Origin of the sequence: Streptomyces sp. Go-475 (assembly GCF_003330845.1) — a bacterium.
GTDB lineage: Bacteria > Actinomycetota > Actinomycetes > Streptomycetales > Streptomycetaceae > Streptomyces.
Genome location: NZ_CP026121.1, coordinates 8,263,146 through 8,276,218, shown reverse-complemented (window position 1 = coordinate 8,276,218; position 13,073 = coordinate 8,263,146). Strand labels below are relative to the sequence as shown.

At 71.9% G+C, this 13,073-nt stretch carries 14 protein-coding genes; 5 read left to right on the top strand and 9 right to left on the bottom strand.

Annotated features, from left to right (window positions below):
- The first annotated feature begins 172 nt into the window (after positions 1-172).
- On the top strand, positions 173-805 hold the full coding sequence (locus C1703_RS37515) for a LysE family transporter (protein WP_114257006.1): 633 nt from the start codon (positions 173-175) through the stop codon (positions 803-805).
- Positions 806-905: 100 nt separating this feature from the next.
- Positions 906-1,355 (top strand): nitroreductase family deazaflavin-dependent oxidoreductase, encoded by a 450-nt coding sequence (locus C1703_RS37510; protein ID WP_114257005.1) that lies wholly within the window; start codon positions 906-908, stop codon positions 1,353-1,355.
- 222 nt (positions 1,356-1,577) lie between these two features.
- Here the strand turns inward: C1703_RS37510 and C1703_RS37505 are convergent, their stop codons facing one another.
- Positions 1,578-2,537, bottom strand: a complete 960-nt coding sequence (locus C1703_RS37505; RefSeq protein WP_232840712.1) for a cation diffusion facilitator family transporter — start codon at positions 2,535-2,537, stop codon at positions 1,578-1,580.
- 120 nt (positions 2,538-2,657) lie between these two features.
- Between C1703_RS37505 and C1703_RS37500 the strand changes: the two genes are divergently transcribed.
- Positions 2,658-3,683, top strand: a complete 1,026-nt coding sequence (locus tag C1703_RS37500; RefSeq protein ID WP_114257003.1) for a glutathione S-transferase C-terminal domain-containing protein — start codon at positions 2,658-2,660, stop codon at positions 3,681-3,683.
- A gap of 39 nt (positions 3,684-3,722) precedes the next feature.
- Positions 3,723-4,019 carry a DUF4235 domain-containing protein gene (locus C1703_RS37495; protein ID WP_114257002.1) on the top strand — a complete coding sequence of 99 codons (297 nt, stop codon included), beginning with the start codon at positions 3,723-3,725 and terminating at the stop codon, positions 4,017-4,019.
- A 198-nt stretch (positions 4,020-4,217) separates the two neighbouring features.
- Here the strand turns inward: C1703_RS37495 and C1703_RS37490 are convergent, their stop codons facing one another.
- Together C1703_RS37490 and C1703_RS37485 are read right to left on the bottom strand one after the other, a co-directional pair.
- Complete coding sequence (locus C1703_RS37490; protein WP_114257001.1) at positions 4,218-4,610, bottom strand: VOC family protein; 393 nt, start codon at positions 4,608-4,610, stop codon at positions 4,218-4,220.
- Between the two features lie 79 nt (positions 4,611-4,689).
- Positions 4,690-5,154, bottom strand: coding sequence for a pyridoxamine 5'-phosphate oxidase family protein (locus tag C1703_RS37485; RefSeq protein WP_114257000.1), 465 nt, complete (start codon positions 5,152-5,154; stop codon positions 4,690-4,692).
- Between the two features lie 505 nt (positions 5,155-5,659).
- Between C1703_RS37485 and C1703_RS37480 the strand changes: the two genes are divergently transcribed.
- Positions 5,660-7,390, top strand: a complete 1,731-nt coding sequence (locus tag C1703_RS37480) for a hypothetical protein (protein ID WP_232840711.1) — start codon at positions 5,660-5,662, stop codon at positions 7,388-7,390.
- Between the two features lie 96 nt (positions 7,391-7,486).
- Here C1703_RS37480 and C1703_RS37475 read toward each other — a convergent pair whose 3' ends face one another.
- The 6 genes from C1703_RS37475 to C1703_RS37450 form a co-directional block, all read right to left on the bottom strand.
- Positions 7,487-8,737 carry a cytochrome P450 gene (locus C1703_RS37475; RefSeq protein ID WP_114256999.1) on the bottom strand — a complete coding sequence of 417 codons (1,251 nt, stop codon included), beginning with the start codon at positions 8,735-8,737 and terminating at the stop codon, positions 7,487-7,489.
- A complete protein-coding gene (locus C1703_RS37470; RefSeq protein ID WP_114256998.1) occupies positions 8,734-9,336 on the bottom strand; it encodes an ATP/GTP-binding protein in 603 nt (200 codons plus the stop codon). Before C1703_RS37470 ends, C1703_RS37475 begins: the two co-directional genes overlap by 4 nt.
- Entirely contained in the window at positions 9,317-9,688 is a 372-nt protein-coding gene (locus C1703_RS37465) for a DUF742 domain-containing protein (protein ID WP_104784390.1), read from the bottom strand. Before C1703_RS37465 ends, C1703_RS37470 begins: the two co-directional genes overlap by 20 nt.
- The gene (locus C1703_RS37460) at positions 9,685-10,095 is read right to left on the bottom strand and encodes a roadblock/LC7 domain-containing protein (RefSeq protein WP_003994857.1); all 411 of its coding nucleotides are present in this window, start codon (positions 10,093-10,095) and stop codon (positions 9,685-9,687) included. The genes C1703_RS37465 and C1703_RS37460 overlap by 4 nt, the downstream gene beginning before the upstream one ends.
- Before the next feature lie 5 nt (positions 10,096-10,100).
- Positions 10,101-11,840 (bottom strand): ATP-binding protein, encoded by a 1,740-nt coding sequence (locus tag C1703_RS37455; protein WP_114256997.1) that lies wholly within the window; start codon positions 11,838-11,840, stop codon positions 10,101-10,103.
- A 250-nt stretch (positions 11,841-12,090) separates the two neighbouring features.
- Positions 12,091-13,035, bottom strand: coding sequence for a helix-turn-helix domain-containing protein (locus C1703_RS37450; RefSeq protein ID WP_114256996.1), 945 nt, complete (start codon positions 13,033-13,035; stop codon positions 12,091-12,093).
- Positions 13,036-13,073: the final 38 nt, after the last annotated feature.

Genomic DNA, 13,073 nt, shown 5'->3' with positions numbered 1-13,073 from the left:
CGCCGTCTTCCTGTTCGAACGGGATCCAAAACCGGTTGTGGGTGGGGCGGGGCAGGGGTCAGGATCCGGCCATGTCTTTCTTCGATGCCCGTCCGTCGCTGTCCGCCGCCGCTTCCGCCGCGCGCCGACAGCAGACGTCCGGCCGCCGTGGAGGGCCGACCGCGCCGCGGTCATGATCGCCGCGCTCGTCGCCGGGCTGCTCGCCGGCTACGGCATCGCCGTCCCCGTCGGAGCGGTCGGCACCTACCTCGTCTCCCTCACCGCCCGCACGTCCCTGCGCACCGGTGTCTGCGCCGCGCTCGGCGTCGCCACCGCCGACGGGCTGTACGCCTTCGCGGCGACGCTCGGCGGGACGGCCCTGGCCGCCGCGCTGCGGCCGGTGCTCGGGCCGCTGCGGTGGGTCTGTGTGCTGGTGCTGCTCGCGCTGGCGGTGTGGGGCGCGGTCGGCGCGCTGCGCGCGTACCGGGGCCACCAGCTCGCCACGCGGACGGCCCCCGCTCCCCCGCGTCCGGCCCGGGCGTTCTGGGGGCTGCTCGGCATCACCCTGCTCAACCCCACCACCGTGGTCTACTTCGCGGCACTCGTGCTCGGCTCCCACGCCACGGGGCCGGCCGGGCCGCTGGAGCAGGGCGTGTTCGTGCTGGCCGCCTTCGCGGCCTCCGCGAGCTGGCAGGTGCTGCTCGCCGGGGGCGGTGCGCTGCTGGGCCGGGCGCTGACGGGGCGGCGGGGCCGGCTGGTGACGGCGTTCGTCGCGAGCGGGGTGATGACGGCGCTGGCCGTACGGATGGCGGTGGCGCCGGGGTGAGGTGCGTGGCCGGGATTCGGCGTGGTGCGGATGATTCCCCGGCCTTCGGGTGTTACAGGCGGCGGTCAGTCAGTCGTGGACGCGACGGGAGGACGGTTGCATGCCTCTTGAGGGCGAGTACGAACCCAGCCCTACGCGGTGGGTGCGCGAGCAGGTGGAGCTGTACGAGAGTTCCGGGGGCACGCGGGGGACGACCCTGCAGGGCTCCACGATGCCGGTGGTGGTGCTGACCTCGCGGGGCGCCCGGACCGGGAAGCTGCGCAAGAGTCCGGTGATGCGGGTGGAGCACGAGGGGCGGTACGCCGCGGTGGCCTCCCTCGGCGGGGCGCCGAAGCACCCGGTCTGGTACTTCAACCTCAAGTCCGACCCGCACGTGGAGCTCCAGGACGGGCCGGTCAAGCGGGACATGACGGCCCGTGAGGTCACGGGCGCGGAGAAGGCCGAGTGGTGGGAGCGTGCGGTCGCGGCGTATCCGGCGTACGCCGAGTACCAGAAGAAGACGGACCGCGAGATCCCGGTCTTCGTCCTGGAGCCGACCGAGGACGACTGACCGGGTTCCCGGTTTCCGGCCGGGGGTGTCCTCAGCGGCCGGGCCGGAGGGGGCGCCGGTCCGCCCGGCAGCCGTGCCGGGAGGGGGGCCCCGTCCGCCCGGCAGCCGGCGTGACCCTCCGTGCCGGACGGAAGGGCGGCCGGCTGCGGGCGGGGAGTGGAATCGGCGGGGGAAATTTTCCGGTCGGGGCGCATGAACCGTCGGCGGCGGGGCACGCGTGGGTCAGGCCCCGCCGCGCTCCCCCGTCGCGGCGGGGCTTTCCGCTGCCTCGCGCGCGACGCGGTCCGTGACGTCGAGGAAGATCTGGTCGGCCTCGGGCACCGTCCTCGCGATGGAGCGCTTGATGCGCACCGCGACCTCCTCGACCCGCTCGCTGTCCAGGCCCGGCACCAGATCGACCCGGGCCGCCACCAGGGCCGAGTCGAGGCCGGTCTTCATCGTGAACAGCGCCTCCACGCTGTCGATCTCGGGCTGCGCCCGCAGCAGTGCCTGGATCCGCCCGCTCGCCTCCGGGTCGGCCGCCTCGCCGATCAGCTGGTCGCGGGCGTCGCGGCCCAGCCGGTAGGCGACGTAGACCAGCAGCGCGCCGATCGCGAGCGAGGCGGCCGCCTCCCACACCACCTGGCCGGTGACCATGTGCAGCGCCATGCCCGCGATGGCCAGCGTGACGCCGAGCACCGCCGTGCCGTCCTCGGCGACGACCGTCCGCAGGGCGGGGTCCCGCAGCCCCTCGCGCCCACCGCCCTGCCGGCGCACCTGGTAGAGGGCCCGCAGCAGGGAGCCGCCCTCCGCGAGGAGGGCGATGCCGAGCACGACCAGGCCGGCCACATAGCCGCCGAGGTCCTCCGCCGCTCCGCTCGTCAGGGCTTCGAAGCCCTGGAAGAAGGAGAAGCAGCCTCCCATCACGAAGATCCCGACGGCCGCGAGGAGCGACCAGAAGAACCGCTCCTTGCCGTAGCCGAAGGGGTGACGCCGGTCGGCGGGGCGGCGGCTGCGGCGCAGGGCCGCCAGTAAGAACACCTCGTTCAGGCTGTCGGCCACCGAATGGGCCGCCTCCGACAGCAGGGCGGGCGATGCCGCGGCCAGACCGCCGACGGCCTTGGCGGCCGCTATCACCAGATTGGCCGCGAGCGCCACCAGCACGGTGACGCGTGTCCTCCGATCAGATCCTTCTTCAGTCACCCCCGCCGATTGCCCCGGTCGGCGGTGCTCACACCGTGCCGTCCGCGGAAAACGGGGAACGCGTTCACCAGGGCACACGCACGACAAGCAGGCCACACGTACGGCAAGGAGGTCTTCCCCATGAGCCGCGACGACGGCGACGGCGGCAACAGCGCCTACGGAAAGAGGACGTTCAAGCGGTCCAAGGCGCATTTCACGGACCGGATCACGGCGGACGGCCGGGACGGCTGGCCGGTGGAGGCCGGCCGCTACCGGCTGGTCGTCAGCCGCGCCTGCCCGTGGGCGAGCCGGTCGCTGGTCTCCCGGCGGCTGCTCGGGCTGGAGAAGGCGCTGTCCCTGGCCGTCGCCGACCCGGTCCAGGACGACCGCAGCTGGCGCTTCACGCTGGACGAGGACGGCCGCGACCCGGTCCTCGGCATCCGCTATCTGAGTGAGGCGTACGACCGCCGCGAGACGGACTACCCCGGCGGGGTCAGCGTGCCCGCCGTCGTGGACGTCCCCAGCGGGAAGCTGGTCACCAACGACTACCAGCAGCTCACCCTCGACCTCGCGACCGAATGGACGGCCCTGCACCGGGAGGGGGCGCCCGACCTGTACCCGGAGCGGCTGCGCGACGAGATCGACGAGGTGATGGCGGACGTCTACGAGGACGTCAACAACGGCGTCTACCGGGCGGGGTTCGCCACCGGGCAGGAGGAGTACGAGGCCGCCTGCGCGGGCGTGTTCCGGCGGCTGGAGCTGCTCGCCGACCGCCTGGAGCGGCAGCGGTACCTGGTCGGCGACACGATCACCGAGGCGGACATCCGGCTGTTCACCACGCTCGTGCGTTTCGACGCCGTCTACCACGGTCACTTCAAGTGCAACCGCTGGAAGCTGACGGAGAACCAGGTGCTGTGGGGGTACGTCCGCGACCTCTACCAGACGCCCGGGTTCGGCGACACCGTCGACTTCGACCACATCAAGCGGCACTACTACCAGGTGCACACGGGCATCAACCCGACCCGCATCGTGCCCCTGGGGCCGGACCTGTCCGGCTGGCTGACCCCGCACCACCGCGAGGAGCTGGGCGGCCGGCCGTTCGGTGACGGCACTCCGCCCGGGCCGGTCCGCGCCGAGGAGCGGGTCCCGGCCGCGCACACACCCTGACCACGTCCACCACCCCTTTCAGCTATCAAGGAGATCCCCGTGGCCAAGAAGAAGAAGATGTCCCTCGCCTACCAGCCCGTGGGTTTCGTGCTCGGCTGGTCCGGCGGCTGGCTGGCCGGGCTCGCCTTCCGCAAGACGTGGATGGCGATCCGGCACGAGGAGGACGCGCCCGACGCGCTGGACAAGGACCGCGGCTGGGGCGAGATCCTGCTGGCCGCCGCGATCCAGGGCGCCATCTTCGCCGTGGTGCGCAGCGCCGTGGACCGCGCGGGCGCCAAGGCCATCGAGCGTTCGACCGGCACCTGGCCGGTCGGCGAGAAGGGCGGCCGGGACTGACGGCGGCGCGGCCCCGCCCGGCTCCGGGCCGGGCGGGGCCGGCCTGTGCGGTCAGCCGTCCGCCTTGATCGTCGCTCTCTCATCCCGGCCGGCGTCACCGGCCCGGACTTCGCCCTGACCGCACTGCTCGCCCTGTTCGCCGCCGGGCTGCCGCAAAGTCCCGCCGCCACTTCGCGGACACCCACCGGGCCGGTCGGGTCACCCCTGCTTGGGCGCGGTCGGCGCGGTCCGGCGCAGGGTGAAGGAGTGGCCCGCCGGGTCGGCGTAGCCGCGCTCCTCCAGGGGGCCCGAGGCCTCCTTGGCCTCCAGCGGACGGCCGCCGAGGCTGATGACCCGGCGTTCCACCGCGTCGAGGTCGTCCACCACGAACTCCAGGTGCGCCTGGAGGGAGTTCTCGGGGCGTGGCCAGCTCGGCGGGGTCGCGTTGACGTCCCGGCGCAGGGCGATCCGGAAGCCGTCGGCGCTCCTTATCTCCACGCGGTTGGCCGTCGCGTCCGCCTCCTCACCCTCCAGCAGTTCCTTGTAGAACACGGCGAGCTTCTCGGGCTCGGCACAGTCGAGCACGAGGACCCCCGCTTTCACCAGTGCCATGTCTCCTCCGCGGGATTCCGGCCGCGGGGCGTTCGTGCCCCGCGGCCCCGTACCTTGCGGATATCCCGGTCCGGCCGATTCAGTCGGCCGTCAACCACCGCCCGTCGCGCATGAGTTCGCGCCCGTCCAGCTCGTCGGCCTCCCGCCAGGCCTGCACCCGTCGCGGCACGACGCGGAAGTAGAGGTACGGCGTGGCGAGGCGGCGGGGGTCGAACCCGGTCTTGGCGGCGAAGAGTTCGGCGTCCTCCTCCGTCAGCTCGGCGGGCTGGACGGTCTCCACGGTGCCGTCCACCATGACGACGTCGCGGGTCGGCCCGATGCCCACCCGGGCCCGGCCGGTCGCGGCGAGGTTCCGTCCGGTGGGGCTCGACGCGGGTGTGGCGAACAGCAGGTACGAGCCGTTCCAGAGGAACGACAGCGGGACGAGGTACGGCGTCCCCGACGTGCCGTCGGCCGTGGCGACCCAGGCGTCCACGTCGTGTTCGAGACGGTGCAGGGTGTCCTTGGTGCGCTGCTCAGCGCTGCGTGCGGGTGCGGACGTCATCGTCGGTGCGCCTCCTGGAGAGTCGTCGAACGGACTCCGACCAGTGTGGCGTTCCGAGGCTCCGGAGGCTCGGCGGACCAGCCGGTACCGGGTGAGGGACGAGGGAGTATACGCAGCTCATGCGCTTCGGGCAGTAACGGAGATCACGGCGCGGTCACGGAATGGCTTATTCACGCCGTGGGCAGCCTCGTACCGCTTCTCGGTTCAACTTTCGGACTGCGAAGCCCAGTTCGAGTGTGCGGGCGGTCACGGAACCGTCCGCTCGCAGGGGTGGGGGGACTCTGCGGTCCGTCTCCCGAAAGGAAGCACATGCCTCAGGACGTCCGGTTCGACCTGCCCTTCGACATTCCTGTCGGCCACCCACCCGCCTCGGGCGAAGCAGCGCCTCTCGGATCCGGTGGTCGCGCTACGCCTGACGGGTACGCGCGTGCTTCCTGATCATGCCGGTCAACGACCACGGTCGATCGATTCCGTTGCCAGGACCACAGCTCATGGGGAGACCGGTGTGAAATCTCGAGTCGCAGGCGCCGTTCCGAAGGCGTCCGCCGACAGCTCGCTCCCGGCGCAGCCAAGCGCCCAGCTCCAGCCCACGGAGGCGGGGAACACCCTGGCCGGCCTCCTGGCGAAACACATCAAGGGGAGCACGGAGGAGTACCGAAGTTCCCAGAACGCCGCTCAGCAGCGGCTGAACGCGTTCGGCTCCCCCCACTCCAGCACCACGCTGCATGTGGAGGGAGCCCTCCATCCGGCACAGCCCGCGTTCCTCCCACCCGACGAGGAGGGCTACGCCAGGTTGCGGCACCTCGACACCAGCCTGCGCCTGATAGAAGCAGCCTTCCCGCAGATCAGCACCGACGCCGAGGTCTGCAGACTGGCCTGCACGATGCTGGAAGGGGCCTGGAGGAGCCGGGCACTCACCCCGCCGCGCGAGGAAGCGCAGACCGCCGTCTGCGCCTGCCCGCTGTGCCGTCGGCTGCCCACGCCCCCCGCGCGCACGCTGGACGACTACCGCTGGCGGCAGAGCGCCGGTCGCCCCCTCGCCGTCAAGACCTGGCCGCACCGCCGGGAACTCGACAGTGTCCTGACCGGTGGATGGTCCTGGACCCGGCAGATGAACGACCTCGAGCGAGACCTCGGCCACCGCCACCGCTTCGAGGACGACATCCTCGTCTTCCACGAATACAAACGCGTGATCGACACCATCGACACAACGCGCCTCACCCGACACGTCGAAAGCCGCCTGGCCGAGAATTTCAGCGCCAACAGCGCACGGGCCCTGGTCTCCGGACTCTTCGCAGCGCACAAACGATCCGTCGACGAGTACTGGCTCCGACAGCACGACGCGGGCAACGTCACGCTCCCCCAGACCAACCCGCTCGACCAGAGCACCTACTCGGCCCTGCAGATGCTGGACTGCCTGTTCTGGCACGTCGCCCCCGACACCGAACTCTGGCAGGAGGAAAACCTCGCCTCCCTGCTGCTGTGCCGCGTCATCGACGACATGGCCGACGTACGAGCCGACGCCCTCACCGGCGAGATCAGCAACTTCTGGCTCGCCGACATGCCCACCCACACCAAGGCGTTCTACGCCGCCTGCGCGATAGCCCTCGTCAAGTACGGCTGCATGCCCGAGGCCCACAGCCCGATGTGGAACACCTGGCTGATGACCACGACCATCGTCTGGATGGGGCTCACGGGCCGCCACGCCCTGTGGTTCGACGGCATCACCCAGGGCCTCCCCCCGGCCGAGGACTGCCCGCTGTGCGACCTGCAGCCCAACCCGTGCACCGGCATCCTCACCCAGGGCACCACCCTCACCATCGCCCCGCGGCCCACCGCACCGGCACTGAGCACCCGGACCGCCGAGCTGTCCGCACGCTGCCGAGCCCAACACCCCCAGGCATGGCCCCTGTTCGACGCCGAGCTCCATGCCTTCGAAGCACTGCACGGCCCCTGGCACGGCGACACGGACAGCACCTGGGAGATCTTGCGCCGGACCTACATCGCCGCCGTGGAGGCATCCAGCGCCGCACCGTCGCCGGACCGCGCCCGTCGTGTCCAGCAGGACGCCGGAGTGGTCGGATCCGAGAGGTTCCACACCCTGCACGACCCTCGGACCGGGAGGGAGGACACCGCACTGCTCGCCTACATGTTCGGCTGCGCCCACCCGCATTTCCTCTGGAACGCCACGGGATACCGTCCCACGGGCGTCGCGGGCGACTGGCTCGACGGCTGACGCCTCGATCCTGAAGGCCCGAGCGGCCCCTGCTGCACCCACGCACGGCGTTGCCCGGCCGGAAAAGCCGGCCGGGCAACGGTCCGCCGACGTGGCCTAGACGGCGAACTCGACCGGCAGGCTGTCCAGCCGGGACTCCCACGTGGAGGCGGTCGAGCTGAGTTCTTCCGGCGGTACGGCCAGGCGCAGGTCCGGCAGCCGGTGCAGCAGGACGTCCACGCCGATCTCGATGATGGACTGGCCGATGTTCTGTCCCGGGCACTCGTGCGGTCCCGAGCTGAACGCCAGGTGCGACTGGTTGCCCTGCACGGCCACGGCAGAGTCGGGCCGTACCTCCGGGTCGAGGTTGCCGGCGGCCAGGCCCAGGATGAGCAGTTCTCCCTCCTGGACGTGGTGGCCTCCGAGCTCCAGGTCGGCGGTTGCGAACCGGCCCGGCAGCACGGACAGCGGCGGGGTGTCCCACATGACCTCCTCCACCACCGAGGAGACGTTCAGCTCCCCGCTGACCAGACCGGAGAGGCGGGCGGCGTCGGTGAGGACCCGTTGCAGGACCCGGGCCAGCAGGTTGCTGGTGGTGGTGTGCGCGGCGATCAGCACCAGGCGCAGATGGCTGACGACCTCGTCGTGGTCGAGGCCGGCCGGGTGCTCCAGCAGGGCCGTGGCGAAGTCGGAGCCCGGTTCGGCCCGCTTGCGCTCGGCGAGTTCCGCGAGGATCTCCATGATCCGCTCGTTGTGCTCGAGGGCGCCCTCGCCGCCCTTGAAGACCTGGGCGCACGACTCGATCAGGCGTTGCCCGTCCGCCGCGGGAAGGCCCAGCATCCTGGTGAGCACGAGCATCGGCAGTTGCTCGGCGTAGTCGGCCACGAGGTCGGCGCGGCCGGCGTCGGCGAACGCGTCGATCTGCTTGTTCGCGAAGTACGTGACGTGCCGCCGGATGCCCCGGGCGGCCGCCTTCTGCAGCCCGTCGGTGACGGCGCCGCGCAGCCTGCGGTGCGGTTCGCCGTCCTGGGACACGCAGTCGGGGCGCCAGCCGACCATCGGCATGATCGGCGAGGTCTCCTCGATCCGGCCCTCGCGCCAGTCCCGCCAGATCCGGGCGTCCCGGCTGAACTGGCGGGGGTTGTCGAGCACGCGCCGGTTGTCGCGGTAGCCGAGGACCAGCCAGGCGGGCACATCGCCTTCGAGCAGCACCGGCGCGACCGAGCCGTGCTCCTTGCGCAGCCGCTCGTAGATGCCCGCCGGGTCGGTCGCGGCCTCCGGGCCGTACAGCCGGGTCAGGTCGGCCCCGTGGTGGGCGACGGGGCAGCCCCGCACGGCCTGGAGGGTGGGGTCGGTCGAATCGTTCATCGGGGCTCCAGGGCCACGGCCGAGCGTTCCTTCAGGTGGTGGATCAGGGCGACGAGGACGTCCCGGCTGGAGGCCCGGTCGCGGGCGTCGAAGGCCACGACCGGGGTGTGCGCCGGGATGTCCAGGGCGTCCCTGATCTCCTCGACCGGGTAGTTCCGCGAGTCGGGGAAGACGTTCAGCGCGACGACGAACGGGACGTCCTGCCGCTCCATCTCCTCGATCGCCCGGAAGCTGGATTCCAGGCGGCGCGTGTCCACCAGGACGATCGCGCCGAGCGCCCCCTTGAACAGCCCGTTCCACAGGAACCAGAACCGCTCCTGGCCCGGCGTGCCGAACAGGTACAGCACCAGGCTCTCGTTGATGCCGATCTTGCCGAAGTCGAGGCTGACGGTGGTCTGCGTCTTGTCGGCGACCCCGATGAGGTGGTCGACGTCGACGCTGGCCTGGGTGAGGGTCTCCTCGGTGGTGAGCGGCTTGATGTCGCTGACCGACCGGACCATGGTGGTCTTCCCGGTGCCGAACCCGCCGGCGATCATCACCTTGACCGAGCGGGTGTCCCCGGCCGAGCCTCCGGGTTGGTCAAAGCCTTTCAAGTCCACTGAGTACCTCCTCAAGGAGCGCGAGGTCGGGCCCGCGGCCGGCTTCGTGTGCCGGGATGGGGTTACGGGCTTCGACGCGACCTGCGTCCAGCAGGTCCGACAGCAGCACCGCGAGAATGTTGAAGGGCAGCCCGAGATGAGCGCCGAGTTCGGCGACCGACAGCGGGTCGCGGCAGCGGCGCAGGATCTCCTCGTGCTCGTGCTGCATGCCCGGTAACGGGGCGGCACGGGCGACGACCAGGGTCGCCACGTCGAGGCTCGACGCCGAACCGCCCGGTCCGCTGCGCCCTCCGGTGAGGACGTAGTAGCGCTCGAGACCGGACGGGTCCGACGGCCTGCGGGGAGCACTCATCCAGAGTGCTCCTCCAGGCGCGGAGTGGTGCCGAGGAGTTCACCCATCCTGCGGGCCAGGTCCCTCATCTGGTGCCCCAGCAGGCCCTGGTCGAGGCCTTCCCGGGCGAGGACGCCGAGGTACGTCTCGACTCCGGCGCGGACGACGAAGAGGTGCCCGCCGTCGACCTCGATCATCGCCAGCCGCAGCTGGCCGGCGTACTTGGGGAACTGCTCGGCGACCGGCTGGGCCAGGGCCTGCAGGCCCGCGACCACGGCGGCGAAGCGGTCGACGTCGTCGGGGTCTTCGGCGCCGTAGGAGGTGATGGCCTTGCCGTCGCTGGAGGCCACGAGGGCGAAACGGATCTCCTGGATGCTCTCGACGAGATCGCGGAGCGCCCAGCTCACATCTGTTCCTTGTTGCGTCATGAGGACTAGTCGCTCTCTTCGGTGCGGTGCTCGGTGGACTCGCGTCCGCCGGGGGTGTCGTGGGCGTCGTCCGCCCAGGAGGCCTCCGCGGCGTCGCGTCCGGCGGTGGCGAAGGCGGCGAGGCCGGAGAAGGAGGCGTCGGGCGGGACGGCGGCGACGGTGCTCCGGTCGGTCCGCTCGGCCTGCCTGGGCCCCTCCGTCTCGTTGCGCTTGCTGCGGCGGCGGGGCAGACCGCCGGGCGTGGTCTCCACGGCCTCGGCCCGCGCGTCCGCCTCCGGTGCGGTGGCCGTCTCGCGGGCCGGGGCGGCCGCGGCGGTGCGGACCTCGGCGGGGGGTGCGGCCGGGGTGGCCGGTGCCTGGGCGGTCGCGGCCGTGGGCAGCGGGCTGAAGTACTTGTGCGGGACCACGACCACCACGGAGGTGCCGAGCCACGGCGAGTCCGCGAAGGTCACGCGGATGCCGTAGCGGCGCGCGAGGGCGCCGACGACGCGCAGGCCGATGCTGGCGTCCTCGGTGATGCCGCCGAGGCCCGCGCCGGGCGCCGTGCCCGCGAGGGCGTGCTCGGCCTCGCGCTTCTTCTCCTCGCTCAGGCCCTTGCCGGAGTCCTGGATCTCGATGCCGACGCCGTTGGGGACCTCCTTGCCGGAGATCAGCACCGGTTCGGTGGGCGGCGAGTAGCGGGCCGCGTTGTCCAGCAGGTGGGCGAAGATCAGCGTGAGGTGGTCCACGAGGCCGCCGTCGACGCCGAGTTCGGGCAGGTGGCGGACCTGGACGCGGTGGAAGTCCTTGATCCGGCCGATGCCGCCGCGCACCACGCTCAGCAGCCGCTGCGGCTCCTGCCACTGCCGCCCGGGCCGGTCCGAGCCGCCGAGCACGCCGATGCTGGCGGCGAGGCAGTCGGCGGGGCCGATCTCCTGGTCGAGCTCCATCAGGCCCCGGGCGACAGCCGGCAGCCTGCCGTGCTCGCCCTGCATCTCGTGCAGCCGGCCGCGCAGCTTGCTGGTCAGCACGTGGATGCGGTTGCCGATGCTGATGACGGCCTGCTCGGCGGAGGTGGAGCGGTCGAACTCCGCCTCCAGGCCGATCAGGGCGGTGCGCAGCACCTTGCGCAGCTCGGCCTGGAGGTCGGCACTGACCTTGGCGCACTGGTTGACGGTCGGCAGGACGTCGTCGATGGCCTCGCCGGAGCGGAGCTTGTCCATCGCGTCGGGCAGCTGCTCGTCGGCGAGCAGGGCGACCGCGGCGAGCTGGTGGGAGAGCTGCTCCTGCCAGACCTCGGCCTGGTCGGCGAGCTGCGCCTCGTAGGACGTCGCCTGCTCGGCCAGCCGCTCCTCGTAGGCCCTCGACTGGTCGGCGAGCTGCGTCTCGTACGTGGCGCTCTGGTCGGCCAGTCGCCGCTCGTACGTCGCGTTCTGCTCGGTGAGCTGGGACTCCAGGGTGGCGCGCTCGGCGGAGAACTTCCGTTCCAGGCCGGCCACATGCTGCTGCCACTGCTGGTTGTGCTCGGCCTGCGTGGTGCGGAAGGAGCCCTCCGCCCGGTGCAGCTGGGCCCGGGTGCGCAGCAGCAGGCGCACGCACACGGCGCTGGCCGCCGTCGCCGCGACACCGGCGACGGCCGCGGTTATTCGCTCCGAGCTCATGAACGTGGCGGCAAGCGTCCCGCCTCCCAGGCCCAGCGGCATCAACCACCAGCTGTACCAGGCGACAGGGGCCCGCGCCGCCGGTGGCGGAGTGGCGAGTTCCATCTGCATCCTTCGAAGCAACACGATCGAACGGGGGGTGTGTGGACCGCACTCATGAGTACGCACCGCGAGGTGACCGGACGCGATCGCGTCAACTCGCAGCGCCGATCGGAACCTTATCGGGTTTGAACCCGAAAGGATCAAACTCGACCCCCGGCGGACGTGAGGGTTCCGTCACGCTCCGACAGAAAGCCACACGTCGACAAATGGCTTTGCATCCCGCCCAGTTGATCGGGGCCGGGCCGGGACGAGGTCAGCGGGCGCTCTGGAACGTGCGGCGGTAGGCCTGCGGGGAGACGCCGATGGCCGCGTGCAGGTGCTGGCGCAGGGAGGCGCCGGTCGCGAAGCCGACCCGGCCGGCGATCTGGTCCACGGTGAGATCGCTGGACTCCAGCAGGTGCCGGGCGCGGGAGACGCGCTGCTGGATCAGCCAGCGGCCCGGGCTGAGGCCCACCTCGTCGTGGAAGCGGCGGGCGAAGGTGCGCCGGCTCATCCGGGCGTGGCCGGCGAGGTCGGCAAGGGTGAGCGGTTCGCCGAGGCGTTCCAGGGCCCAGGCGCGGGTGGCGGCGGTGCTCGCGGCACCCTGTTCGGGGACGGGCTGCTCGATGTACTGGGCCTGGCCGCCGTCCCGGAACGGCGGGACCACGCAGCGGCGGGCGACGGTGTTGGCCAGCCGGCTGCCGTGGTCCTTGCGGACGAGGTGGAGGCAGACGTCGACGCCGGAGGCGGCTCCGGCCGAGGTGAGGAACGGGTGGTCGTCGACGAACAGCACGTCCGGGTCGAGGTCGACGCGCGGGAACATGCGCCGGAAGTGATCGGCGACCTGCCAGTGGGTGGTCGCCCGGCGGCCGTCGAGGAGCCCCGCGGCGGCCAGGACGAAGGCGCCGGTGCAGATGGAGACGATGCGGGTGCCGGGGCGGATCCGCGCGAGCGCGGCCAGGACCTCGGCGGGCACCTCGTCGGTCAGGTGGGACGGCGCGACGGGCGCGATCACCACCGTGCCGGCCGTGGCCAGGGCCTCGGGGCCGTGCTCCACGGTGACGCCGAAGTCGGCGGCGGTACGCACCGGGCCGCCGTCGGCCGAGCAGGTCAGGACCTCGTAGCGGCCGTCGGCGGCGCCGAGGATCCGGCTGGGGATGCCCAGTTCGAAGGGGTACACACCGTCCAGGGCCAGGACCACCACTCGCTCACGCCGCATGGCACGATCCTATCGAATGGTGGCCATCATGCCATGGC